Raw genomic sequence first — 24180 nt, 5'->3', positions numbered from 1 at the left:
TTTTTAATATTCAATAATTGGCGTTCCATGAAGTACGTGCATAATCATGGAATGGGCAATACTGCCTTTGAACGGAATTTCTGGTAACTCATCAAATTTGAAAAAACGGGCATCACTGATTTCTTCTTCCTGAAGCTTGATGTCACCCGACTCATATTCAGCATGAAAAGCCAGCATCAGATTGCTGGGAAATGGCCAAGGCTGGCTGGCCAGATACCGGATGTTCTTCAGGTGCAGGCCTACCTCTTCTAAAGTTTCACGACGTACTGCATCTTCTAGCGTTTCACCTACCTCGACAAAACCAGCAATCAATCCGTACATTTTGCCTTTATTGCGTACAGACTGCGCCAGCAGAATTTCATCTTCGCCGCGAGTAATAATTGTAATCACGCAAGGTTGTACACGTGGATATTGCCGATAACGGCAAGTAGGGCAGATCATGGCGTATTCGAGAGGATGGACCTCTGTTTCATGTCCACAGTGGCTACAAAATTTATGATTACGACGCCATTCTAATAGCTGCACAGCACGGCTGGCCTGTTCAAACTGCATACGGCTCCATAAACTGATCAATTGCCGGATCGGAACCAGATGCAGACCTTCAGGAATAGCGTCTATATCAAGAAGATCACGGGCAATGATCTGATCGCCCGGAATAAAATCAAGATCATCTTCCAGCTTCTCGACCTCAGGAAGCTGGAAGTTTTCATCAACTAACAACTGTTGTTCATGAAAGATGTAAGCAAGTGATAGTTCAGACATTTAGGCAGCGGCAACAAGTTTTTGACTACTTGCTAATGCTACATTAAACATCGAGGCTAAAACAGGCTGTTTGTTTTTTAAATTTTCAATCAGCATATCGGCGCTCGCCAGAATATTGAGCAGATCTTCAATATGCTGGGCTTCAATAACCAGCGCATGTTTGTTTGAATGTTCCAGAAACCGCGCCCCTTCAAGTAAAGCCTGTTGACATTTTTCCATTCCCAAGAATAAAACGGCACCAGAAATTTCCTTAAACTGGTTACATACCCCTTCAATGTTTAAGGTGTTCGGGTCTTGCAGATAAAGGGTAAGGCTCTGGCTGGCCAAATCGATGAGTGATTTGGTCTCGGTTAAAAGCATTTCATGAGCTTCATCAAGCCTGTCCAGAGAGATACTCATGTTATTTACACGAATTTGCAGGCGGCTGGAGGTGTGGTGGCGTTCCAGTATTCCAATAGAGTTCATTGCCGATAAAATACTGTTCATGAGCTGTTGGGCATAGTTTTCATCTGTCAGAACGTTCGGCTGACTTAAAGCCCGAGCCTGCTGCGTTAACTCTATATAAGCTTCATTCAGGTTCAGCAGTTTGAAAATATTGGCCAGCATCAGCAGGTTCTGCTGAATATCCTGACTTTTTTCTGGCGACATATTCTGATAATTGTATTCAATATCATGACGAATCTGGGCCATCTGGGTGGTGATCAGATCAGTAATTGCATGAATGGTTTCATAGTCCGGTCCGAACAGATGACGGCTCAGTACCTGAAGCTGAGTATCAGTCAAGATTTCATCACCAATATTGAGCTGTTCACGGACATGTTGCGACAGTGTATCTTCTTGACTAATACACAGTACCACTATGTCAGCCAGATCTTCAATTGATGGGCTAAAGCTGTCTGGTTGTGTTAAAAACTTATCAATACTGGTTTCAATACGGATTAAGGTGCGCAGGCGCGGTTCATTTAAAATCAGTTTTTCTATCTGGTTAAAGGCCATATACACCAGATTCCAGTACTGTTGACTAGGCTGGTTATTGGCTAGAAATGCCAGATATGCTCCTACCAGTTTAATGCCTTGTAAATCGAGCTCGGTTTCCTGCTGTTTTAATATTCTGTTCAAACACATTTTATAAAGCTGGTGTACATAGCTGGATTGTTCCAGATGTGGCGCAGCAGGCAGTTTAAACTCAGGTGACATAAAGTCGAGCAGTGGAACCAGTGGCTGACCTTCACGGGTTAGAGGCTTATCCAGTGCTTTTTCAAGTTGATTCAATGTATCCAGTAGAAATTGGGGAACTTTGACTTCACGCAGGCAAATAAACTCAACATAGCGTTTGAGCATGGTTGTACCCTCACTGAGCGCCACCACCTGGTCATGATCAATATGTTGTGGATCGCTCATAATCTTGCGCATCAGTTCTGCAGAGTAAGCTGCAATCTGGGCCAGATGTGGTATATCAATCAGTGCAAGTACATGTGCGCATTGCTGAAACTGCGCTAGGGTATCCTCAATACCAAAAGGTAAACTCTGATCCTCTGCCAAGGTGCTTACAGCGGATTCAACCAGTTTTATAGAGTTGTCGATTTCATTTTTTATTATCAGTAATGCAGTTGGATCAAAATGAATCGAGGTTTGGTAAGACATGTGATCTGCACCTTTCCTAGTGTTATATCTGTTCATGTAAGGACTGGTATAAATAACCGCCTTACTTCTAGAGATTAATATAACTTAACTAGAAAAGGTTTATATACAAAAAATAACACTTTATGTGGTTTTTTTTATCGGGCAAATAAACAGGGTTCGCCATTCTTTTCCTGATAGTGTTGAACCCACTCTTCATGAGCCGCAAGCTCTTCGGGTGAAGGCATAATTACGGGCAAATCAACATTGATTACTTGTCGTGAAGCCTGTGACTGACTTATTTCGCTTTGAGACAGGGCATCCATATCAAAGGATACTTGTCCACCTGTCATGGCCAGATATACATCGGACAAGATCTCGGCATCGAGCAAAGCACCGTGAAAAGTACGGTCTCGTGCTGGAATTTCATAACGGCGAACCAGAGCATCCAGCGAGTTCTTCTGTCCGGGATGCTTGCTTTTAGCTAGTGCCAGGGTATCAGTTACTTCACACACTTCAGATAATGCAGGGAATCCTGCGCGTTTGAACTCCATATCAAGGAAGTTCATATCGAAGCTGGCATTATGGGCAATAATCTCGGCACCTTTTAAATAATTAAAAAGAACCTCTGCAATTTCCGCATAACGTGGCTTATCCTGCAAGAATTCATCAGTAATACCGTGAATGTCTACTGAGTCACCCACCGGTTTTTCCGGATTGATATAAATATGGATTGAGCTGCCGGTAAGTTTACGATTTACCATTTCAATGGCACCGACTTCAATAATCCGGTCTCCATCCTGGAAATAAAAACCAGTAGTCTCCGTATCAAGAATCAGCTGGCGCGGACCATGTAGCTCCAAGGTCGCTTCAGTAGTGACTACATATGGATGGCTTGACTCAGCCGTCTCTATTTCAGTAGCTAATTCATCATCCATTAATTCAACCTGATCTGGCAATAACAGAGTCGACTCTTCTATATGCTCCGGTTCTGATTCAAGTAAATCGAAGCCTAACGGATCATCCAGTAACCAGTCGCTTTCAGACTTTTTTTCTGATGTATGCTCACTATTGAGCTGTGCCTGAACCGGGGTACTGATGCCTTGCATGATTTGATCTGCACCTAAATTTGCCAGCTGGTCTGCCATTTCATTGCCTGCATGGCCAGCATGTCCCTTAATCCAATTCCATTCGATTTCGCGTCCTTGGCAGGTTGCATCCAGTTTTTGCCATAAGTCAGGATTTTTGACGTCTTTCCAGTTTTTCTTTTTCCAGCCTTGAATCCATTCGGTAATACCCTTTTTGACATAGTTAGAGTCTGTCCAAATGACAAGCTTGGCATCTTTTGGGCAGAATGAAATGCCTTCAATTGCAGCAGTCAATTCCATACGGTTATTGGTAGTAAGGGGTTCACCGCCACAGATTTTATGTTCTTCCTGCTCGGTAATGATATATGCACCCCATCCACCTAAGCCGGGATTACCGCGGCAAGCACCATCTACATAGAGTGTGATTGTTTGAGACATAAATCAGAAACCTGTCAAAAAAATACAAGGGGAAAATACATACCTGAGACTTCTATTGTATACACAAAAACTGGAAGACGACCTGCTGTTAAAGGGAAATTTTAATTTCTTGTAACATTTCAGGTGGAATCGCGCTAAATTATTGCCTTGTGTCATTGGCAGTCATCACTACAATGGCTTATTTAAAAAATAAACTTTGTGCGAGTTGTTTGGAATTTTTTATGTATAAACCAACCACAGCAGTGTGGCAGCCTTCTGCGTCAATCTTGTTTAAAATTACTCTACTTGGCTCTGCTATTGCAGCACTCGGGATGACGACAGGCTGTTCATCAACTCCCGCGAATTCAAAAACAATAAAATCAAACCAGGTTGGGTCCGGTCTTTTAGATGCCAGCAGTCTGGATTCACTTGAAGATCTGCTTTCTGCGACTGATATGCGCGCTGTCGAAGGCGATCGTCTGCTGATTCTCAAGCACGGTGATGTGTGGAAGCGGATGACTGTAGGCTTCAAGATGGATTTAAATCACTGGGACTCACGTATTGAGGCACAGCGTAGCTGGTTTATTTCACGTCAGCCTTATCTTGACCGTCTAAGTGCACGTGCCAGCCGCTATTTGTACCATACCGTAAAAGAAGCCGAGCGTCGTGGTCTGCCAACTGAATTGGCCCTATTACCAGTCATTGAAAGCTCCTATGACCCGGCAGCGACCAGTAGTGCAGCAGCAGCAGGTTTATGGCAGTTTATTCCAAGCACCGGTAAAATTTATGGTCTGAAGCAGACTTCACTATATGATGGCCGTCGAGATGTGGTTGAATCGACTCGTGCAGCCTATGAGTTCTTAGGCAGCCTGTATAATCAGTTCGGTTCCTGGGAATTGGCACTGGCTGCCTATAATGCCGGGCCGGGTCGCATCCAGCAGGCCATTAACCGTAACCGTGCTGCAGGCTTACCTACTGATTACTGGTCGCTTAAACTGCCACAGGAAACCATGAATTATGTTCCACGTTTCTTGGCAGTAGCACAGATTATTAAAAACCCGTCAGCATATGGGGTATCTTTACCGCCAATTGCTAACCGTCCACACTTCCGCGAAGTTAATTTAAATGGCGGAGTCGGGTTAAATCAGGTTTCTTCTATTACTGGCCTAAGCCGTGCCGAACTTTATGCCTTGAATCCCGGCCATCGCGGTGAATATGTAGATCCGGCCAGCCCGATGCGTATTCTGATTCCAGCTGATCTTAGTCCGGCAATTGATACAAAGCTGCGCAGCCTGAATTCAGGTTCAGGAGGGCTATGGGCAAGCAACCAGCCGCCAGTAGCTTCTAAGCCCGCATCATCGGTAAGAGTCCAGACCAGGGTAACTCCAGCTGCTTCTGCAACAGTTCCTTCATCTTCATTAAGCTCTGCACCTGTGTTGGCAAGTAATAGCAGTAAAACAACTACAGCTAAAGTCTCAACACCTAAAGGTTCGGATGCTCTGGCTTCATTTGCAGCAAAAGCAGACATACCAAGTGCTCCGCGTATACCTGTTGCAGTGACACCAGCGGCAAATATTACACCGGTACGTGTAGAGCCACCAATTTCACAAACTGAACGTGACCAGATTCTGGCTCTGGTTAAGGCTGAAGGTGAGAAAAAGTCAGTTGAAGAGGTACTCCAGCCTCAAGCCAGCCAGGCTGAAAAAGATGAAGTAGTTGCTGAGCTAAAAGCCTTGGCTCCGCAAGGTACAGAAATTGTTGATCCATATGATGGCAAGATTAAACTGACAGCTATCCAGACTAGTCTCTCAGTAGCCGAACAGCAGGGTAAAGAGGTTAAGCGTGGATTCTCTTATCCAAAAGCCGTGGCGGAAAATACCCTGGCAAATTCGGAAGAGTTAGAGCGCAACAAGGGCAAAGACTATATTAAGACTGACAGCGAAATTGTAGTTATACCACCAAAGGGCAAGCGCAGTACCTATACGGTTCAGCCAGGTGATACCCTTGCAGTAATTGCCATGAAAAATGGGGTAAGCTGGCGTGATGTGGCGAAATGGAACCAGATTGACCCAAGTGCTACCTTATATGTAGGAACTTCTTTATACCTGTACGATGCCATTCCACAAAAAGTTGAAGAAAAAACTGTAAAAGCCAGCAAACCGGAAACTTACCTGGTCAAAGCCAATGATAGTCTGACCAGCGTTGCTGACCAGTTTGGTCTCTCATTGAAACAACTGGCCGACTGGAATAATCTCTCTGTAACTAGTGGTCTGTTTGTAGGACAGAAACTTCAGTTGAAAGATAATCCGAATGCAGCTGTGGCAAAACCTGTTAAGGTGGCTGACACCAGAGTAACCGCAGAACAGCGGATCAAGACCAAGAGTTACACTGTTAAACGTGGCGAATATCTGAAAATGATTGCTGAACGTTATGCATTATCTAATCAGGAATTGGCAGATTTAACACCTGGCCTGACTTCAACCAGCAGCCTGCTGGTAGGTCAGAGAATCAATGTTCCTGTAGAGGAGACCAGTGTTTCTGCTAAAGTCGAAACTAAAGAAGATAAGAAAACAACTTTGAATGACAATATCAAAGTCAGTACGAATTATAAGACTGAAAGTTATAAGGTACAGCGTGGCGATACTCTCACCAGTATTGCAGCACAATCTAAAGTGTCTGTAAGCGAGCTGGCACAGCTTAATAATATCAATACCGGTAGTGGAGTCCGTATTGGCCAGACTTTAAAAGTTCCGGCTGGGGCAAGCATGCCGGATGAATATATTGTTCAGCCGGGCGATACTCTTACATCAGTTGCCGGAAAATATCATTTACAGGTTAATTTTCTGGCAGGCCTAAATGGACTTAACCGTAATTCAGGCTTGCGTGTCGGCCAGAAAATCAAGCTTGATGGAGAACTGCCAGTATCACCTGCACCTGTAGAGAAAGAAACAGTAACTGCAAAGAACAGTAAAAATAATTCTTCTGGCAGTCATCGTGATACTGAGCGTTATACCGTAAAAAATGGAGAGTCTCTGAATACCATTGCCAGCCGTGTCGGTATTTCGGTTAAAGAGCTGGCAGAGTTAAATAATCTGGAGTCACGTGCTGGTCTTTTACGTGGTCAGAACTTGCTGATTCCAAAAACAGTAACTTCATATACGGTAAAACGTGGGGATACATTAATTGGTCTGGCAAACAAATATGGTATGAATACGAGTGAACTGGCAGAAATGAATGATATTCAGCCAAGTACGCAGCTTCGTATCGGTGAAGTGATTAAAGTACCAAATCTATAATAAAAAAACCTGAACAGGATCTGGTATGCACTGGAGTTTTGCAAAAGCTAAGCAGCTGGGGTTTGCGGCTGGATTAAGTGTATGTGCTCAAGGCGGGTTTGCTGCATTGCAAACCACGCCTTATATCGCGCTTCACACCCAGCCCAAGTATAGCGGCCTGAATGCCATGCCATATGCTAATCCGGCAGCTCCTAAAGGTGGATTATTAAGTACAGCCAGTAATGGTACTTTTGATAACTTAAATAGCATGAATGGTAAAGGCAGCTCGGTAGATGGGATTAATTTTCTGTTTGATTCCCTGATGAGCAGTTCTCTGGATGAGCCGGGAGTGCTTTATCCGCTATTGGCAGAAAAAGCCAGCTATGATCCAGAACATACTAAATTTGTTATTTTCTATCTGAATCCTAAAGCACGTTTTAGTAATGGCCTCCCTGTCACAGCTGAAGATGTGAAGTTCAGCTTTGACGCTTATCAGACCAAATCCAATCCGGGGTTGCAGATGTATCTGGCGGATCTGGAAAAAACTGAAGTTCTATCTAGGTATCAGGTCAAATTTACTTTCAGGTCAGATAACAACGCAGAGATGCCACTAATTTTGGGAACATTACCCATCTATTCCAGGCAGGACTGGAAAAACCGGGATTTTACTCGAATTACTATGCAGCCTATTGTTGGTTCAGGTCCCTATCTGATTGACCGGATTGATGCAGGGCGTAGTGTTACCTATAAACGAAATCCGCATTACTGGGGGCAGAATTTACCTGTAAATAAGGGCCGTTATAATTTTGACCGGTTAAAATATGTTTATTACCGAAATCTGGATATTGCTTTTGAAGGTTTTAAGTCAGGGCAATATACTTTGCATGAAGAGATGACAGCGCGTAAATGGGTGACAGAGTATAATTTTCCGGCAGTAAAAGCTGGGATGGTCAAGACCTATCGCTTTCGGCATCAGAATCCGGTGGCAACCCAGAGTTTTGTGTTTAACACACGTCGTAGCCCCTTTAATGATATTCAGTTCCGCCGCGCTTTAACTTATGCGTATGACTATGAATGGCTGAATAAGGCCCTGTTTTATGGTCAGTATCAGCGGTTGCAAAGTTATTTTGCCAATAGTGAACTTGAAGCAAAAGGACCACCCGGCCCTAAAGAAATGCAGATCCTTCAGCCGCTATTACCCAAATTGCATACTGTAATGCGTCAAGGTGTACTCAAGAACTGGAAGTATCCGGTTTCAGATGCCAGCGGATTTAATCGTAACAATCTGCTGATTGCACGTCAGATTTTAATTAAGGCCGATTATCGAATTCATGATGGCAAACTATATGATTCCAAAGAACAGCCGGTTGAAATCGAATTCCTCATTCATCAGGACGGTTTACAGCGTACCTTAATGCCTTTTGTACGTAATCTGAAAAAACTCGGTATTGTAGTGACGCTACGTCAGGTAGATGTACCTCAGTATCTTGAAAGGATGCGCCGTTATGATTTTGACATGACGACCAGCGTAATGCCGCAGTCACTGACGCCTGGTAATGAACAGGCACAGTTATGGGGAAGTGCTGCAGCTGATCAGGCAGGAAATTATAATTATGCCGGTATCAAGAACCCGGTTATTGATCAAGTAATTAATAGTGTCATCCGGGCACCAGACCGTGAACAGCTGGTTATTCGTACCCGCGTATTAGACCGTCTGCTGCGTGCGGGCTACTATCAGATTCCAACTTATGGCAAGGGGGAAAACTGGTTGGCATACTGGAATATGTATCATCAGCCAAAACAGAAACCAAAACTTTCTGTAGGTTTAGACTACTGGTGGATTGATAGCAAGAAGGCTCAGCAGGTGAGCAGTTATTTGCGCAGGCAATAACCTTATAACAATTGAAGTCACAGGGAATGGCGTCTTTATGGGCACATATATATTAAAAAGACTTCTGTTAATTATTCCAACTCTATTCTTGATTCTGCTGATTAACTTTATGGTGATCCAGCTAGCACCAGGAGGGCCGGTAGAGCAGGCTATCCAGCAAGCCCAGAATTTCCAGGGAGTGGGAAACACCAGCCATACTGAAACAGCAGGCCATTCATCTGAATATCAGGGCGCACGGGGCCTTAGTGATGAAATGGTGGAAAAAATCAAAGCACAATACGGTTTTGACAAATCGGCACCTGAACGTTTCTGGATTATGCTCAAGGGATATCTCACTCTGGACTTCGGCACCAGTTTTTTTAAAGATAAGCCCGTTACCCAGCTGCTCTGGGAGAAAATGCCGGTTACAGTTTCTCTGGGGTTATGGAGTACTTTACTGATTTATCTGGTGTCTATTCCATTGGGGATTAAAAAGGCCAGACAGCACGGCATGCTATTTGATAAGTCTACTTCACTACTTCTGGCGGTTGGTTATGCTGTACCGACCTTTGTATTTGGTGTTTTACTGATTGTATTTTTCGCTGGCGGCAGTTATTTTCAGTGGTTTCCGCTGCAGGGGCTAGTCTCGGAAAATTTTCAGGAGCTCAGCCTGCTTGGAAAAATCAAAGATTATTTCTGGCACATGGCCTTGCCTTTATTCACCATGATTCTGGGCGGGTTTGCTGGACTAACCTACTTGACAAAGTACTCTTTTATGGAAGAGTTGAGCAAGCAGTATGTGTTAGCTGCACGTGCCAAGGGATTAAGTGAAAACCGGGTCCTATACGGCCATGTATTTCGTAATGCAATGCTGATAGTGATTGCCGGTTTACCTGAGGCTCTGATAGGGATTTTCTTTGTAGGCAATCTGTTTATCGAGATAATTTTTAATCTGGATGGGCTGGGATTGATGGGTTTTGAAGCCATAGTACAGCGTGATTATCCAGTTATTTTTGGCACATTGTTTTTATTTACCCTACTGGGTTTGATCTTGCGTCTCATCAGTGATGTGCTGTATCAGATTATTGATCCACGCATCAATTTTGATTCACGGGGGGCAAAATAATGTCTCCATTAATGCGGGCACGCCTTCAACGTTTTACCCATAACCGTCTTGGTATGGGCTGCCTGATTATTTTTATTCTGATTTTTATTTGTTCTCTTGCGGCAGAGTTTATCGCCAATGATAAACCGCTACTGGTGAAATATGAAAACTCTTATTATGTGCCTGTACTGAAGGAATATCCGGAAACAGCTTTTGGCGGAGTTTTTGAAACGGAAGCTGACTATAAAGATCCGGTGGTACAGCAGCTTATCAACGCCAAAGGCTGGGCAATCTGGCCCTTAATTGAATTTTCTTATCAGACGCCAAATCTTGAACTGGCTGTTCCTGTGCCATCGCCACCAACAGCACAAAACTGGTTAGGTACTGATGATCAGGGAAGAGATGTACTGGCACGTGTTTTATATGGTTTGCGTATTTCTTTACTGTTCGGCTTTGCCCTGACATTTTTTGCTGCCTTAATTGGTATCGTGATAGGTGCAGTACAAGGCTATTACGGTGGGTGGATTGATCTGCTCGGGCAGCGTGTACTTGAGGTATGGGGTGGCCTGCCCATGCTGTTTATGGTCATGATTCTGGTCAGTATGTTTACTCCAAATGTTTATTGGCTATTTCTGATTATGTTACTGTTTGGCTGGCCAGCCCTGGTTGGTCTGGTTCGGGCAGAGTTTTTGCGTGCAAGAAATTTCGATTATGTGCGCGCTGCACGTGCGCTGGGAGTAAAAGATCATGCCATTATCTTCCGGCATATTCTTCCCAATGCCATGAGTTCCAGTCTGTCCCAGCTCCCTTTTATGCTTACCGCCAATATTACTTCCCTGACTGCACTGGATTTCTTGGGCTATGGTTTACCACCTGATGCTGCATCATTAGGGGAAATTCTGCTGCAAGGGAAAAATAATCTTAATGCGCCCTGGCTGGCTTTATCTGGTTTTTTTAGTCTAGCACTGGTTCTTTCATTATTGATCTATATTGGGGAGGCAACCCGCGATGCATTTGACCCAAGACGCCAGTGACCAGTCAGCTGCGCTAAAGCTACAGGTTGAACAGCTGCATATTCAAAATGAGCAGGGCGAAGTTCTGGTAGAAAATTTAAATTTCCATCTATATGCCGGACAGACCTTAGCTATTGTCGGAGAGAGTGGTTCAGGAAAATCCATCAGCAGCTTGGCTTTGCTTGGACTGTTACCTGCTAATCTTAAAGTTCAGGGGAATGCTATTTTAGATAGTCAGAATCTTTTAAATCTGTCTGAAACAGCAAAACGCCAGATTCGTGGCCATAAAATTGCCATGATTTTTCAAGAACCCATGACTGCACTTAACCCGCTGCATCGGGTAGAAAAAATTATTGGAGAAAGTCTGTATTTACAAGGCTGGTCTAAAGATCAGGTTCGGCAGAGAGTAGTAGAATTACTCCATGATGTCGGAATAACTCATCCGGAAGACAAACTGCGCCGTTATCCACATGAGCTTTCCGGCGGCCAGCGACAACGGGTAATGATTGCGATGGCGTTAGCCTTAGATCCCGATATCCTTATCGCTGATGAACCTACTACCGCTCTGGATGTAACTTTACAGGCGCAAATTCTTAAACTGCTACAGAGCCTGCAACATCGCCGAAATATGGCCATGATTCTAATTAGTCACGATCTTAATATAGTTAAGCGCTGTGCCCAGCAGGTGGTTGTGATGAATCAAGGCAGAGTTGAAGAACAGGGGAGTGCCGAACAAATTTTTAAACAGCCTAAGGCTGAATATACCCGGCATTTATTGGCACATAATTTTGGTCAGGCATTGCCATCCTCCGCAGGCTCCGAACTGTTGAGACTGGAACAGGTCAGTGTATGTTTTCCTATTCGCCAAGGGTTGCTTAACCGTGTAAAAGATTATTTTGTGGCAGTTGAGCCTTTAAATCTGGTCTTAAGACAAGGTGACTCCATTGGAATTGTTGGGGAAAGTGGCTCTGGTAAAACTTCTCTGGCTTTAGCGATTGCCCGGTTGATAGAGAGTAAAGGCCAAATCTTTTTAATGGAGCAGGACCTTAACCTGCTTTCCGAGAAAAAAATAAGGTTATTACGCACTGATTTCCAAATTGTATTTCAGGATCCGTTCAGTAGCCTGAATCCTCGTATGACGGTCGAGCAAATTATTGGTGAAGGGCTGAATTTAAAACATCATATGCCGTTAGCTGTAACTGAGCAGATTGACCAGATTCTACAGACGGTAGAGTTGCCTGTACATTTTAAACAGCGCTATCCACATGAACTTTCTGGCGGACAGCGGCAACGTGTAGCACTGGCACGGGCTTTGATTCTTAAGCCCAAGCTTATTATTTTAGATGAGCCTACTTCTGCATTGGACCGTACCACCCAGCGGGCAATTGTACAGTTATTACGAAATCTGCAACAGGAATATCAGTTAAGCTATCTGTTTATCAGTCATGATTTACAGGTAGTCCGTGCCTTATGTCAGCAGGTGATGGTGCTACGGCATGCGCAACTGGTCGAATTTCAGGATACTGAACAGCTATTTTCAAATCCTCAGTCCGAGTATACCCGGCAATTGATAGCTGCAAGTCAATATTAAAAACCGTCATCAGGAACTTTTTCTGTGACTCCTGCGGCATGCATTGTAATAGAGTAAACCTTGACTAGACAGGCGTTTAAACTAGAGTAAGGACTCTAATTCAGTAAATTGGAAAAAAATATCATGAGCTTGATTGCTGAACCGATCACAATTCGTAATACAACCTTTAAAAACAGAATTATTAAGGGCGCAATGAGTGAAGCACTGGCTAACGCAGCAGGGCAACCTAATCATCTGCATTATGGCTTATATGAGGCATGGGCTAAAGGTGGTCTGGGCTGTGCCATTACCGGTAATGTAATGGTTGATATCGGCGCTAAAAATGAGCCAGGTGTAGTAGCAATTGAGACTGAACGTGATCTGGAACAGCTCAAGCACTGGGCAGAAATTGGCAAAGAATATGGTATGGTTCAACTGGTCCAGCTGTCTCATCCAGGACGTCAGTGTCCTAAGGGTCTGAACAAAGAAACAGTTGCACCTTCAGCTGTGCCATTTAGTCCGGTTCTGGCAACTACTTTTGGTACACCGCGTGAACTGCGTGAAGAAGAAATTCTGGATATTATCCAGCGTTTTGCCCATGCTGCCAAAATCTGTGAAAAAGCAGGCTTTGAGGGTATACAGCTACACGGTGCGCATGGTTATCTGATTAGTCAATTCCTGTCGCCACTGACCAACAAACGTCAGGACCAATGGGGCGGTTCAATTGAAAACCGTATGCGTTTCCTGCTGGAAATCTACAAGGCCGTAAGAGCAGGGACTTCAGAGAACTTTATTATTTCTGTAAAACTCAACTCGGCAGACTTTCAGCGTGGTGGTATTACCGAAGAAGATGTTATCTATGTATTCAAAGCAATTGATGCGGCTGGTATTGACCTGATTGAAATTTCAGGAGGAAGTTATGAAGCACCAGCTATGGCTGGTGTCAAGGAAGGTAAACGTAAAGCCAGTACAATTGCTCGTGAAGCCTATTTCCTTGATTTTTCTGAAAAGATCCGTCAGGAAGTCAAATGTCATCTCATGGTAACAGGCGGTTTTAGAACCGTAAAAGGTATGAATGATGCCCTGGAGAGTGGGGCATGTGATTTTATTGGTATTGCACGGCCATTTGCGGTAGAAACTGACTTGTCTAACCATTTGATTGCCGGGAAAGACGTTCGTTATGGTGTAGAGAAAATTAAAACTGGCATTCCGATGATTGATAAAATGGCAATTATGGAAATTATCTGGTATGCGGCACAGTTTAAAGCAATTGCTGAGGGTAAAAAACCTAATCCAAAACTTTCTCCCTTAAAAGTATTTTTTAAATATCTTAAAGGAAATCTGACTGCTGTGGTCAAAGGGCAGATTAATTCCCGTAAATCGGCCTAGTTTGTATATATAGATGAATGTATTGCATCTAGTGGTGAATAGTCCTGTCTTTAGGGTCTTCCAAACCTGAGGGCAGGCCTGTTTTATATTCTCAGTATGTAATGAAATAAACAGGCTGACGGGCTGATTCAGTATAAATGCAGGAAATAAGTAAAAATATCGAACTTCTTCTGTCTGTTAAAAACTTGCTCTGATTGCAGCTCTCATCACGGCATCAGAATAAAACAAGATTTAAAAATAAGAATAAAAAAAGCCCAAGTCATAATGCTTGGGCTTTTTTATAAGATGCTGCCATCTTGAATATGGCGTCCCTACGGGGATTCGAACCCCGGTTACCGCCGTGAAAGGGCGATGTCCTAGGCCTCTAGACGATAGGGACTTTAAGTGAGGCATAGTTCTGAAATTGGCGTCCCTACGGGGATTCGAACCCCGGTTACCGCCGTGAAAGGGCGATGTCCTAGGCCTCTAGACGATAGGGACGTTTCAGAGGTGGGCGTATATTAGGGTGAATCCCCGGATGTGTCAAACACTTTTCTGGCATCTTTCTCTTAAAAATATACCATTCGTATAAAAACAAAGCAAAATGCCATAATTTGTTTGAAATTGCTGCAAGATATTCTGATTCATGCTTTTGTATAAAAAAGAGCGGCATTTGCCGCTCTTAAGTGCTTTAGGTAGGCATCAAGACTTAACATCAAGACTTAGGATGGTAAAACACATAATAACTTGTATAGCATGCTGCAATAAACAACAGGCATCCGAAGAAACTGATTCGCATGGATGGATCAAAAACCATACTGATACAGGTAATCAGACAGAAAACAAAACCTAGAATCGGAACAATAGGAAACAGCGGCGCAGCAAACGCAAGATCTTTAGCAGTTTTTCCCTGCTTATACCAGTCTCGGCGGAAGTTAAACATGCTGAGACAGATACTCATCCAGACTACTACCATGGTAAAGGCTGCGATTCCGAGCAGATTAGTAAAAATAGTTTCTGGGGCAAACTGCTCAGACAACAGACCCGGCATACCGCCGATCATGGTAACGATTACTGCAACATAAGGAATGCCGCGTGCATTTACTTTTGAAAATACTGCTGGTAATTGCTTGTTATAAGACAATGACCACATCATACGTGAGGCAGCAAATAAACCAGAGTTGGCCGCTGACAGCAATGCTGTGATAATAACAAAACGGATAATATCTTCAGCATAAGGGATACCAATGTGCTGAAATACCGTAACGAATGGGCTACTGCTTACACCCTCGGCTGCTAAACCTGCTTCCTGATGAGGTAGAAGTGCAGTTACCACCAAGATTGTTCCTACAAAGAAAATCAATAAACGGAAAATCGCTGCATTGATGGCTTTGGGTACATTTTTGGCGGGGTCTTGGGTTTCACCTGCTGCTACCCCAATCAATTCGGTCCCAGAAAAAGCGAAGTTCACAATCAACATGGTAGTGAAAATAGGAAACAGGCCTTCAGGGAACCAGCCTTGCGCGGTCAGATTACTAAAGAGTGGTGTAGACTCATAACCTTGGTAGCCAATTACACCGAAAATTGCCAGTAAACCAAACAGAATAAACGCGACAACAGTGATTACTTTCACCAGTGCAAGCCAAAATTCAGATTCGGCAAACCAGCGTGTGGAAATCATATTTAAGGTAAATACGAAGGCACCAAAAACCAGTGTCCACATCCACATGGAGCTATCTGGAAACCATTCCTGCATAAGAAGTGCAGCAGCAGTAAATTCGGTACCAAGGGTTACTGACCAGGTTAGCCAATATAACCAGGTAATGGTATATCCTGTTCCCGGACCAATAAACTTATTGGCATAGGCACCAAAAGAGCCTGAAACAGGCATATGTACAGCGAGTTCGCCAAGGCAAAGCATCACCATATAGGCAATAAGGCCACCCAGCACATAAGCAAGGATGGCGCCGACCGGCCCCGTTTGTGCAATGACTTCACCCGAGCCTAAAAACAGGCCAGTACCAATTGCGCCTCCCAGAGAAAGCATAACCAGATGTCGGGTACTCATAGCGCGTTTTAATGGCGCAGAATTGCCCTGATGCAACGCATCATTCGGAGAAGGAGATGACGGCATAGAGTTAAACGGAAAAGAGTAATGAAGCCGGCTATTTTAGAGAAAAAATGTAAATGTGCAATCGAAATAAAAAGCAGGAGAAATAACAGCAGAAGAATTGGCGTCCCTACGGGGATTCGAACCCCGGTTACCGCCGTGAAAGGGCGATGTCCTAGGCCTCTAGACGATAGGGACGTTTCAGAGGTGGGCTTATAATAGGGAGATTTTAAGGATGTGTCAAATGGCAGCTGGTATTATTTTTAACCAAATGAAAGCCTTACATCAATCAACTAACTTCTATGTTCGGGTTATAGGCAGATATACTTATGCCTAGGCCAGAGAGTTTAATTAGGCGATCAGAATAAAATAAAAGATGGCGTCCCTACGGGGATTCGAACCCCGGTTACCGCCGTGAAAGGGCGATGTCCTAGGCCTCTAGACGATAGGGACGTTCAGAAGGTAGCGGTATCTTATTGATCCGCTACCAGAGTGTCAAGCAGTTGAGGTGCGAGTTTGTTTAAAATATAGCAAAACAGCTCGGCAGTTTTCTGCGTGTCATATAATGCTGAATGTGCTTCTTTCCCGTCAAACTCAATTCCCGCCTGTAGACAGGATTTAGCCAGCACGGTTTGGCCAAACATTAAGGCACTGAGCGTGACCGTATCAAACACTGAAAAGCTATGAAATGGATTCTGGTTTTTAGTTCCACTTCGGTTAATAGCTGCCTGTAAAAAACCCAGGTCAAAATGGGCATTGTGGCCAACCAGTATGGCATGAGTACACAGCTGTTCACGGCGGATATCATGAATAGACTTGAAGATACGTTTCAATGCAGTCTTTTCATCTTCTGCCATCGCCATACGCATCGGATTAAAAGGGTCAACCCCAATGAAGTCTAGCGAGCGGCGATCCAGATTAGCGCCTTCAAACGGATTAATATGTGCATGATAGGCAGGACCCGGAATAAATTTTCCTTCCTCATCATAGATAATCGGAATACAGGCAATTTCAAGTAACGCATCAGTCTGTGCATTAAAGCCCGCAGTTTCCACATCTACCACAACTGGCAGAAAGCCACGAAAACGCTGACCAATCACAGGTCGTGAATCTTGTTTCACACTTTTCTCCATTGAATGGTTTGACCGGCATAAAGTGGAATAATCTGTTCATTTTCTAGATATTCTAGGCTCGCTGGAATCACCTGCGGTTCTTTAACCAAGGTAATTGTTTGAGTATTACGTGGTAAGCCATAGAAGTCTGCACCAAACATGCTGGCAAAACCTTCAAGCCGCTCAATACGTCCTACCTGATCAAATGCCTGTGCATAAAGTTCAATAGCAGTAGGTGCACTATAGCAGCCTGCACAGCCACATGCATTTTCTTTAGCATTTTTAGAATGGGGCGCACTGTCTGTACCAAGAAAGAATTTCGGGTTACCACTAGTTGCCACTTCCAGCAGGGTCTGCTGGTGGGTCTGACGTTTCAGAATTGGTAAACAGTAAAAGTGCGGCTTGATTCCGCCTACCAGCATATCATTACGGTTAAATAACAGGTGTTGTGGAGTAATGGTAGCTGCAACATTACGGTCCTGTTCCAGAACAAAATGTGCTGCTTCACTGGTAGTAATATGCTCAAGCACAATTTTAAGTGCTGGAAACTGCTTCAAGAGAGGAGAAAGCACTTCATCCAGAAAACGCTTTTCGCGGTCAAAAATGTCTACATGATTGTGAGTAACTTCACCATGTAACAGTAAAGGCACCTGATATTTTTCAAGCTGCTCTATGACTGCATATACTTTACGGATATCGCTGACACCATTGTCTGAATTGGTAGTTGCACCAGCCGGATAAAGCTTGATGGCATTAACATATTCTGAATCTTTAATTTTTTTAACTTCTTCAGGTGAAGTGTAGTCAGTAAAATAAAGAACCATACGCGGATCAAAATTTACCCCTTCAGGCGCATGAGCCATAATCCGTTCACGATAGGCTAGAGCCTCATCAACCGTTTTTACTGGTGGAACCAGATTGGGCATGCAAATGGCGCGGGAAAACTGTCTGGCCAGATCAGGCACGGTACGTTTAAGGACTAGGCCGTCACGTAAATGGACATGCCAGTCATCTGGTTGGAGAAGAGTAATCGTATTCAAAGTGTTCAGGCAAGAAAAATAAAATAGATGATAATCGATAAACTCTAAAAATGATAACGGCAATTATGGATAAAAGGCACAATAAAGTTCGTAATTTGCCCTAAGGGTATGCTATTTTTATAGAACTATAAAAACTATGCACGATGTTATGGAATATAAATATTACCTTACAACGTTGCAGCAACAAAAAGAAAAAATTGAAACTCTGGTCGCCCTGCATTCTCATCGTACCAGTAGTTCGTTGCCACAGGCACTTGAACAAGAGTTCTGGCAGCAGAATACTGAACGGGCCCGGATCAATATCTCACAATCTTTTGCTGCAGGTGTGTGGGCTTACCTTTTGTTTACGGCTTTAGTGTTGCCAGGTGATTACTGGCTCTCTGGTCAGCGTTTTTTCTCTGCAGATTTCCTGCTGTGTATTGTTGCCATGCTTAATGGCGCAGTAAGCCTGTTGACCCTTTACGGCTTTGCTAGAAGTAAACTGCTTCAGCCTTACTTTTATCAGGCTGCATTAGGTTTAATGCTCTGGACTATTATTTCAAGCTGTCTGCTGAGTATGAGTTTTGCTACCCCTGCACTTAAGTATCAGTCAGCGATTGTGTTGTGTTTTATATATATGCTGGGGTTTATGATCAGTGGGGTACGGCCACTCCACATGCTTTTGGTCGGGACACTGGCCGCGGTTATATCTATTTACTTACTGTTCGTATTTCATATTTCTTTTGAAGTGATCATTTTAAGCCGGGTACTGTTGGGAAGCTGTCTGTTTGGTTTTACTTTAAGTACCATGCTGATCAAGCGGGAACGTATACTGTTTTTAAATACCAAGCTTGCACAGCTTAATGAAAAAATTCAGTATATTCATGCTTCTGAACTTTTACATTTAAGCCAGCATGACGAGTTAACCCAGATCTCTAACCGCCGTAATTTTGATGAGACTCTGGACAGTTTTTATAGGCAGTCACGTAAAGAAGGAACGCCCTTATCTCTACTGTTTATCGATGTGGATTTTTTTAAAAATTATAATGATTTTTATGGTCACCAGATGGGCGATAAAGTGATTTATAGTATTGCCAGAGCAATTAAAAATTCGATTCGGCACAGGGATTTTGTGGCGCGTTATGGTGGAGAGGAGTTTGTAGTGCTTCTTCCTGAAACCGAGGCGCATGGTGCTTATGCGGTTGCGTCCAATATTTATAGGGAAATTGAGCGGCTTGCTATTCCTCATGAACGTTCATGTATTGCCAGCTATATCACTGTAAGCCTGGGTATTACAATTTATAGGGGAGAAGCGGCTGTAACACAGGAGGCTTTGCTTGAGTCTGCTGATCAGGCACTCTATCGAGCCAAACAGTTGGGCCGTAACCAGATTTTCTATCAGTCAGTCGGTTCAACAAAAGTTGCATAACCATTAATTCTTGTAAAAATAAAAGCCGCCAGAATCAGGCGGCTTTTAAACAGATTAAAAATTACTTCTTGTTATTTTTAAGCTGGGGTAAAGCTGAACCCTGGCCCAATGATAGCAGGCCAGAGTCAGTATAAAGACCCAGTTTGGCGCGTGTATCTGTAATATCCAGATTACGCATAGTCAGCTGTCCAATACGGTCCATTGGTGTAAACATTGAATCACCTTTTTCCATAGTCAAGCGTTCAGCTTCATAGGTCAGGTTCGGAGATTCAGTGTTCATGATGGTGTAGTCATTACCACGACGCAGCTCTAACGTGACTGTACCCGTAATTGCTTTAGCAACCCAACGTTGGGCAGTTTCACGCAACATCAGTGCCTGAGAGTCAAACCAGCGGCCTTGATAAAGAAGACGACCTAAACGCAGACCATTGATACGGTATTGTTCAATGGTATCTTCATTATGAATACCCGTTACCAGACGTTCATAAGTGATATGCAGCAACGCCATGCCAGGTGCTTCATAAATACCACGAGACTTGGCTTCAATAATACGGTTTTCAATCTGGTCGGACATTCCCAGACCATGACGTCCACCAATACGGTTCGCTTCAAGAATAAGTTCCACCGGATTATCAAAACGTTGGCCATTTAATGCAACTGGCATACCTTCTTCAAAAGTCACGGAAACTTCTTCAGCTTTAACTTCGACTTCATCTTTCCAGAACGCTACCCCCATAATTGGCTCGACAATCTTGATGCCGGCATTCAGGTATTCAAGATCTTTGGCTTCATGAGTTGCACCCAGCATATTTGAGTCGGTCGAGTAGGCCTTTTCTTTTGACATTTTGTAGTCAAAACCGTTATCGATGAGGAACTGTGACATTTCAGCACGGCCACCAAGTTCATCAATAAAGGTCTGGTCTAGCCAAGGTTTATAAATTTTCAGGTTAGGATTGGTAAGCAGACCATAACGATAAAAACGCTCAATATCGTTGCCTTTATAAGTTGAGCCATCACCCCAGATGTTGACATCATCTTCTTTCATGGCCGTTACCAGCATAGTACCGGTGACTGCACGACCTAATGGAGTGGTATTAAAATAAGGCATACCGCCTGTACTGATATGGAATGCGCCACATTGAATTGCAGCAATACCTTCAAGTGCAAGTTGCAGGCGGCAGTCGATCAAGCGAGCTTTTACCGCACCATAATTTTCAGCTTTCTTTGGAATGGCATCATAGTCATCTTCATCAGGCTGACCAAGATTTGCAGTATACGCATAAGGCTCTGCACCTTTTTGTTTCATCCACAATAAAGCAGCAGAAGTATCCAGGCCACCAGAGAAGGCAATTCCGACTTTTTTGCCTACTGGTACATGCTGCAAAATGGTTGCATTATCAGTCATTGCTAGTCCTAACTATAAAACAGGCACCACGAATTGGCTGCCATTGAAAAATCTATAAACATTTTATTGTAACACTTTTAAACGAACATGTTTTCTTAAAAAAAAGACAAACTTTAAAAATTATAGGGGCGCTAAATTTATAATTACGCTTTTATGAGTTAGCCCAGTTCATAGAAATTAATAAGGAGGTTTTATTTAGAACAGAAAATAATACGGGCTTTTCTTGTCTCTATTTCATCATATTTTAAGTTTTAAAAAATCTATAAGACTAAAGTTTTACAAGAGCATTAAAAGTACAGTTTTTAATACTTTAAATTTAACTATTCTATTTATTAAACAATATATTAACAAAGAATAGAGGGTTTTTATTCTGAATTGACTTTGCCAAAAATTAAATATTTTCTAATTTAAATTGGTATGACCAATTTTATAGATAAAATTTTATATTGATCTTTAAATAAGCAAAATTTAGGATAATTAAAGTAATTAAAAGATTTATTGTTCTTTAAACTAAATATTGGTCTGACCAATTATTGCAGGGTTAGATCAATCAATATCTCGTGAGCATATCAAGGAGAAGAATGTGCTTTCACAATGGCAACAGATTTATGATCCGATGGGGAATTTATGGATTTCCAGCTTGGTCGCCCTGATTCCAATTATTTTCTTTTTTCTGGCATTGGCAGTTTTCCGTTTAAAAGGAAGTGTAGCGGGAACAATTACGGTGGTACTGGCTTTGCTGGTTTCACTTTTTGCTTATGGCATGCCGACCGATATGGCATTTGCCTCGGTAATTTATGGTTTCTTCTATGGTTTATGGCCAATATCCTGGATCATCATTGGTGCAGTATTCCTGTATAAAGTTTCTGTTAAAACAGGCCAGTTCGATGTAATCCGTTCTTCAATTTTATCTATTACTGAAGACCAGCGTTTGCAAATGCTGTTGGTCGGATTTGCTTTTGGTACCTTTCTTGAGGGAGCAGCAGGTTTTGGTGCACCGGTTGCGATTACTGCGGCATTACTGGTCGGTTTGGGCTTTAAGCCATTGTATGCTGCCGGTCTGTGCCTGATTGTGAATACCGCACCCGTTGCCTTTGGCGCAATGGGTATTCCAATTATCGTAGCGGGGCAGGTGTCTGGTGTAGATACCATGGAAATCAGCCAGATGGTAGGCCGCCAGTTACCGTTTATGGTGCCAATCGTACTGTTCTGGATTATGGCCATTATGGATGGCTGGCGCGGAATTAAAGAGACCTGGCCGGCTGTAATTGTAGCAGGCGGTGCATTTTCACTGGCACAGTATTTGACCTCAAACTTTGTAGGGCCTGAATTACCAGATATTACTGCGGCCATTGCGTCACTGGTGAGCCTGACAATCTTATTAAAATACTGGAAGCCTAAGCATATCTTTCGTTTTAAAGATGAAAATGACAGTCAGGTCGATGCCGAGCTGCTGGCTTCACAGAAGCAGAAATTCAGTATAGGCCAGATTGCCAAAGCCTGGTCACCATTTGTGATTTTGACAGCGATGGTAACTCTATGGAGTATCAAGCCTTTTAAAGATCTATTTGCTAAAGATGGTCCAATGCAGGATTGGGTGATTTCGATCAAGGTTCCTTATTTGCATCAGCTGGTTCAGAAAGTGCCTCCAGTGGTGCCCGAAGTTAAGGACTATGATGCTATCTTCAAATTTGACTGGCTCTCAGCAACCGGTACAGCAATTATTATTGCGGCGCTTATTACGATTGTTTATCTGAAAATGAAGCCACGTGAAGCACTGGTGACTTTTGGCGAGACAGTAAATGAACTAAAGACCCCGATTTACTCGATAGGCATGGTTCTGGCCTTTGCATTCATTGCGAATTACTCAGGAATGTCAGCAACATTGGCATTAGCCTTGGCGCATACTGGTAATGCTTTTACCTTCTTCTCGCCATTCTTGGGCTGGTTGGGCGTGTTCCTCACAGGTTCAGATACTTCTGCCAATGCACTGTTTGCAGCATTACAGGCAACTACTGCCCAGCAGATTGGTGTGCCAGAAGTTTTACTGGTAGCTGCCAATACCAGCGGTGGAGTCACCGGCAAGATGATTTCTCCGCAGTCGATTGCCATTGCCTGTGCAGCAGCAGGACTGGTAGGTAAAGAGTCCGATCTGTTCCGCTTTACGGTTAAACACAGTATAACCTTTACCGTAATGATTGGTATCATTATCACTCTACAGGCATATGTGTTCCCATGGATGATTCCATAGGATAGAAAGAGGAAGTGCAGGGTGAAGGTCTCCGATAAAGTTATACAAAGTTTGTATCAGCTGATTGAACAGCAAGGAATGAAAGTCGGAGATCGCCTCGCTTCTGAGCGTAAGCTATGTGAACAGCTTGGTGTATCGCGCTCCTCATTACGGGAGGCCCTACAGCAGTTAAATACTCAAGGTATAGTGCAGAGCCGGTTAGGAGATGGTACTTATATTTGCCAACTGCCTGTTACCTGGTCACAGCATAAAATTGTTCAGCCTCTAAGCGGCCTGATTGACCAGGATCCACTTTACCGCTTCGATGTGCAGGAAGCACGGTTGGTACTGGAAGGGGGAACAGCCTGGTATGCAGCTTTACGCTCTACTGCTGAGGACCGTGTCAAGATTCATCACTTTTATGACCAGATCAGCCATTTCCAGTCAATTGGTGATCCGGATCAGGCTTCGGTAGCAGACGCCAAGTTTCATCTGGCAATTGCTGAAGCATCTCATAACCTGGTCCTGATACAGACCATGCGTGGCCTGTTTGATCTGTTGCAATACAACGTGGTGCTGGGTCGCCGTAAAGTCTATTCAGAGTCAGACCGCTTTGACCAGTTGCATTTACAGCATTTCAAGGTCATGGATGCAATTGACCGTAAAGATCCGCAGGCAGCCCGCATGGCAGTTTGTGGCCATATCGAATTTGTTATACAACAGGTACGCTCGATTGATGAGGAAGAAGCCCGTCATCAGCGTGCCAGTCGCTTAAACAGGATTTAAA

At 43.5% G+C, this 24180-nt stretch carries 16 protein-coding genes and 4 tRNA genes; 9 read left to right on the top strand and 11 right to left on the bottom strand.

Annotated elements, in window-relative coordinates:
• Nucleotides 1–3 precede the first annotated feature (3 nt).
• The 3 genes from nudC to dnaQ form a co-directional block, all read right to left on the bottom strand.
• Entirely contained in the window at nt 4–762 is a 759-nt protein-coding gene (gene nudC / locus ABZP31_RS10760) for an NAD(+) diphosphatase (protein ID WP_005027199.1), read from the bottom strand.
• Nucleotides 763–2406: a hypothetical protein gene (locus ABZP31_RS10755; RefSeq protein WP_005027196.1), complete on the bottom strand. Its 1644-nt coding sequence runs from the start codon at nt 2404–2406 to the stop codon at nt 763–765. It abuts the gene before it with no gap.
• A 134-nt stretch (nt 2407–2540) separates the two neighbouring features.
• Nucleotides 2541–3908: a DNA polymerase III subunit epsilon gene (gene dnaQ, locus ABZP31_RS10750; protein WP_005027195.1), complete on the bottom strand. Its 1368-nt coding sequence runs from the start codon at nt 3906–3908 to the stop codon at nt 2541–2543.
• 221 nt (nt 3909–4129) lie between these two features.
• Here dnaQ and ABZP31_RS10745 point away from each other — a divergent pair, with 221 nt between their 5' ends.
• From ABZP31_RS10745 to ABZP31_RS10720, 6 genes are all read left to right on the top strand, one after another.
• On the top strand, nt 4130–7183 hold the full coding sequence (locus tag ABZP31_RS10745; protein WP_367156798.1) for a LysM peptidoglycan-binding domain-containing protein: 3054 nt from the start codon (nt 4130–4132) through the stop codon (nt 7181–7183).
• A gap of 25 nt (nt 7184–7208) precedes the next feature.
• Nucleotides 7209–9053, top strand: coding sequence for an extracellular solute-binding protein (locus tag ABZP31_RS10740; RefSeq protein WP_262475312.1), 1845 nt, complete (start codon nt 7209–7211; stop codon nt 9051–9053).
• A 37-nt stretch (nt 9054–9090) separates the two neighbouring features.
• Nucleotides 9091–10158 carry a microcin C ABC transporter permease YejB gene (locus ABZP31_RS10735; RefSeq protein WP_262475314.1) on the top strand — a complete coding sequence of 356 codons (1068 nt, stop codon included), beginning with the start codon at nt 9091–9093 and terminating at the stop codon, nt 10156–10158.
• Nucleotides 10158–11171 carry an ABC transporter permease gene (locus ABZP31_RS10730; protein ID WP_005027188.1) on the top strand — a complete coding sequence of 338 codons (1014 nt, stop codon included), beginning with the start codon at nt 10158–10160 and terminating at the stop codon, nt 11169–11171. Before ABZP31_RS10735 ends, ABZP31_RS10730 begins: the two co-directional genes overlap by 1 nt.
• A complete protein-coding gene (locus ABZP31_RS10725; protein WP_005027186.1) occupies nt 11146–12741 on the top strand; it encodes an ABC transporter ATP-binding protein in 1596 nt (531 codons plus the stop codon). The genes ABZP31_RS10730 and ABZP31_RS10725 overlap by 26 nt, the downstream gene beginning before the upstream one ends.
• A gap of 123 nt (nt 12742–12864) precedes the next feature.
• A complete protein-coding gene (locus tag ABZP31_RS10720; protein ID WP_034686180.1) occupies nt 12865–14109 on the top strand; it encodes an NADH:flavin oxidoreductase/NADH oxidase family protein in 1245 nt (414 codons plus the stop codon).
• A 303-nt stretch (nt 14110–14412) separates the two neighbouring features.
• Here the strand turns inward: ABZP31_RS10720 and ABZP31_RS10715 are convergent.
• The 7 genes from ABZP31_RS10715 to pyrC all read right to left on the bottom strand — a co-directional run bounded on the left by ABZP31_RS10715 (nt 14413) and on the right by pyrC (nt 18350).
• Nucleotides 14413–14488: transfer RNA gene (locus ABZP31_RS10715), tRNA-Glu, on the bottom strand.
• Between the two features lie 25 nt (nt 14489–14513).
• Nucleotides 14514–14589, bottom strand: a tRNA-Glu gene (locus ABZP31_RS10710).
• 214 nt (nt 14590–14803) lie between these two features.
• Nucleotides 14804–16222, bottom strand: a complete 1419-nt coding sequence (locus ABZP31_RS10705; protein WP_005027182.1) for an amino acid permease — start codon at nt 16220–16222, stop codon at nt 14804–14806.
• Nucleotides 16223–16320: 98 nt separating this feature from the next.
• A tRNA-Glu gene (locus tag ABZP31_RS10700) sits at nt 16321–16396 on the bottom strand.
• A gap of 179 nt (nt 16397–16575) precedes the next feature.
• Nucleotides 16576–16651, bottom strand: a tRNA-Glu gene (locus ABZP31_RS10695).
• A gap of 20 nt (nt 16652–16671) precedes the next feature.
• On the bottom strand, nt 16672–17331 hold the full coding sequence (gene rnt / locus ABZP31_RS10690; RefSeq protein WP_026055442.1) for a ribonuclease T: 660 nt from the start codon (nt 17329–17331) through the stop codon (nt 16672–16674).
• On the bottom strand, nt 17316–18350 hold the full coding sequence (gene pyrC / locus ABZP31_RS10685; RefSeq protein WP_005027176.1) for a dihydroorotase: 1035 nt from the start codon (nt 18348–18350) through the stop codon (nt 17316–17318). Before pyrC ends, rnt begins: the two co-directional genes overlap by 16 nt.
• A gap of 148 nt (nt 18351–18498) precedes the next feature.
• Here pyrC and ABZP31_RS10680 point away from each other — a divergent pair, with 148 nt between their 5' ends.
• Complete coding sequence (locus ABZP31_RS10680) at nt 18499–19758, top strand: diguanylate cyclase (RefSeq protein WP_005027173.1); 1260 nt, start codon at nt 18499–18501, stop codon at nt 19756–19758.
• Between the two features lie 61 nt (nt 19759–19819).
• Here ABZP31_RS10680 and argG read toward each other — a convergent pair whose 3' ends face one another.
• A complete protein-coding gene (argG, locus tag ABZP31_RS10675; protein WP_005027172.1) occupies nt 19820–21163 on the bottom strand; it encodes an argininosuccinate synthase in 1344 nt (447 codons plus the stop codon).
• A gap of 616 nt (nt 21164–21779) precedes the next feature.
• Here argG and lldP point away from each other — a divergent pair.
• Both lldP and lldR read left to right on the top strand, forming a co-directional pair.
• Entirely contained in the window at nt 21780–23414 is a 1635-nt protein-coding gene (lldP, locus tag ABZP31_RS10670; protein ID WP_248122120.1) for an L-lactate permease, read from the top strand.
• A 21-nt stretch (nt 23415–23435) separates the two neighbouring features.
• Nucleotides 23436–24179 carry a transcriptional regulator LldR gene (lldR, locus tag ABZP31_RS10665; RefSeq protein ID WP_005019193.1) on the top strand — a complete coding sequence of 248 codons (744 nt, stop codon included), beginning with the start codon at nt 23436–23438 and terminating at the stop codon, nt 24177–24179.
• Nucleotide 24180: the final 1 nt, after the last annotated feature.

The organism is Acinetobacter sp. FL (genome assembly GCF_040744925.1).
In the GTDB taxonomy this organism is placed as follows: Bacteria; Pseudomonadota; Gammaproteobacteria; order Pseudomonadales; family Moraxellaceae; genus Acinetobacter; species Acinetobacter radioresistens.
This window is presented reverse-complemented; position numbering and strand designations above follow the sequence as displayed.

Excerpts from the sequence above, each read along its gene's own strand:
- nudC (WP_005027199.1), bottom strand. The coding sequence starts at position 762 with ATGTCTGAACTATCACTTGCTTACATCTTTCATGAACAACAGTTGTTA.
- ABZP31_RS10755 (WP_005027196.1), bottom strand. The coding sequence starts at position 2,406 with ATGTCTTACCAAACCTCGATTCATTTTGATCCAACTGCATTACTGATA.
- dnaQ (WP_005027195.1), bottom strand. The coding sequence starts at position 3,908 with ATGTCTCAAACAATCACACTCTATGTAGATGGTGCTTGCCGCGGTAAT.
- ABZP31_RS10745 (WP_367156798.1), top strand. The coding sequence starts at position 4,130 with ATGTATAAACCAACCACAGCAGTGTGGCAGCCTTCTGCGTCAATCTTG.
- ABZP31_RS10740 (WP_262475312.1), top strand. The coding sequence starts at position 7,209 with ATGCACTGGAGTTTTGCAAAAGCTAAGCAGCTGGGGTTTGCGGCTGGA.
- ABZP31_RS10735 (WP_262475314.1), top strand. The coding sequence starts at position 9,091 with ATGGGCACATATATATTAAAAAGACTTCTGTTAATTATTCCAACTCTA.
- ABZP31_RS10730 (WP_005027188.1), top strand. The coding sequence starts at position 10,158 with ATGTCTCCATTAATGCGGGCACGCCTTCAACGTTTTACCCATAACCGT.
- ABZP31_RS10725 (WP_005027186.1), top strand. The coding sequence starts at position 11,146 with ATGCATTTGACCCAAGACGCCAGTGACCAGTCAGCTGCGCTAAAGCTA.
- ABZP31_RS10720 (WP_034686180.1), top strand. The coding sequence starts at position 12,865 with ATGAGCTTGATTGCTGAACCGATCACAATTCGTAATACAACCTTTAAA.
- ABZP31_RS10705 (WP_005027182.1), bottom strand. The coding sequence starts at position 16,222 with ATGCCGTCATCTCCTTCTCCGAATGATGCGTTGCATCAGGGCAATTCT.
- rnt (WP_026055442.1), bottom strand. The coding sequence starts at position 17,331 with ATGGAGAAAAGTGTGAAACAAGATTCACGACCTGTGATTGGTCAGCGT.
- ABZP31_RS10680 (WP_005027173.1), top strand. The coding sequence starts at position 18,499 with ATGGAATATAAATATTACCTTACAACGTTGCAGCAACAAAAAGAAAAA.
- argG (WP_005027172.1), bottom strand. The coding sequence starts at position 21,163 with ATGACTGATAATGCAACCATTTTGCAGCATGTACCAGTAGGCAAAAAA.
- lldP (WP_248122120.1), top strand. The coding sequence starts at position 21,780 with ATGGGGAATTTATGGATTTCCAGCTTGGTCGCCCTGATTCCAATTATT.